The following is a 1455-nucleotide window of genomic DNA, read 5'->3' on the forward strand; positions in this document are numbered from 1 at the left end:
GTAATACTCTACGTAAAATATCATGTGCGTCAAGGCTTGACGGCGTTGAGTAAAAAGTACTAGGTAATATATCACAATTGTAGCCGCACGGATTCGTGCATGTCGTCATTCGATGCGTCTTTCGCTGTCGACTACCAGGATGCCCGCCGGCGCTTCATTGCCATCGGCGCCCATCGTTTCACCTTCATCGCGCTCGAATACGGTACCTATTCGCGGGAGGCAGTTAACAAGGCGATGCGGGAGGAAAGCTGGCTCTATCGCCGCGGCGATCCGCTCGACGGCACGGTGCTGGTGCGCAGCCGGCAGATCATCCGTCAAACCATGGACGACCTGTCGCGATGCTGACTCCCCAACTCACGTCTCCCGCCCCGGTGCTGGTTCGCGGAAAGCATGTGTTCACGCGTCTGCTGGACCGCCATACCTGGGAAGTCCTGGACGACGGCGCCCTGCTCGTGGTCGGCGACGCGATCTCCGCGACGGGGGAGTTCTCGGCGCTGCGCCAGGCCCATCCCGAAGCCGTCGTGGTGGGCGACGGCAGCCACGTCGTGCTGCCGGGCTTCGTGAACTCGCACCATCACATCGGCCTGACCACGGTTCAGCTCGGCGTCCCCGATCTTCCCCTCGAGCTGTGGTCGAACGCCCGCGTCAAGCTGAGGATCGTCGATTCGTATCTCGACACCCTCTATTCGGCCTTCGAGATGATCGCGTCGGGCGTGACCACGGTGCAGCATCTGCGCGGGGCGCATTACGGCAGCGCGCAGGACGTGCACAACGCGGCCGACGCGGTGGTCAAGGCCTACGAGGACATTGGCATGCGGGTGTCGATGGGCATGGGCGTGCGCGACCAGAACCGCATGCACCAGCAAATGGACGACGACGCTTTCGTGGCGAGCCTCCCGGAGCATATCCGTCCGGGCGTCCGCCAGCAACTGGCCCGCTTCCAGGTGGATCTGGACAACTTCTTCGATGTCTATCGCGACATGGTGCGCCGCTACGAGGGCAAGCCGCTCGTGCGCGTGCAGCTGGCGCCGCCGAACCTTCACTGGATGAGCGACCGGTCGCTCACAATGCACGCCGACGCCGCCTCGCGCACCGGCGACCTGATGCACCTGCATCTGGACGAGACGCAGCACCAGAAGGAATATGCCCGCAGGCGGGGCGGCGGCAGCGCCATCGACTATCTGGCCCGGGTCGGTCTGTTGTCGCCACAACTCACGCTCGGCCACGGCGTGTGGCTCAATGAACGCGACGTCGACCGCATTGCCGCCGAGGGCGTTCACGTCTGCCACAATTGCAGCTCGAATTTCCGGCTGCGCAGCGGCATCGCTCCGCTCAACCATTTCGAATGCAAGGGTGTTGGGGTCGCCATCGGAATCGACGAGGCAGGGATCAACGACGACCGGGACATGCTGCAGGAGATGCGGCTCGTCCTCAATGTCCATCGCGTGCCCGGAG

At 63.4% G+C, this 1455-nt stretch carries 2 protein-coding genes; both read left to right on the plus strand.

Features of this window, described 5'->3' with window-relative positions; genetic code table 11:
- The first annotated feature begins 99 nt into the window (after positions 1 to 99).
- On the plus strand, positions 100 to 345 hold the full coding sequence (locus EN935_RS35790) for a hypothetical protein (RefSeq protein WP_127374214.1): 246 nt from the start codon (positions 100 to 102) through the stop codon (positions 343 to 345).
- 47 nt (positions 346 to 392) lie between these two features.
- Positions 393 to 1455, plus strand: a 1063-nt coding sequence (locus EN935_RS35795) for an amidohydrolase family protein (protein ID WP_164771675.1), incomplete at its 3' end; no start/stop codon positions are given.

This window comes from Mesorhizobium sp. M7D.F.Ca.US.004.03.1.1, from assembly GCF_003998635.1.
Taxonomy (GTDB): domain Bacteria; phylum Pseudomonadota; class Alphaproteobacteria; order Rhizobiales; family Rhizobiaceae; genus Mesorhizobium; species Mesorhizobium loti.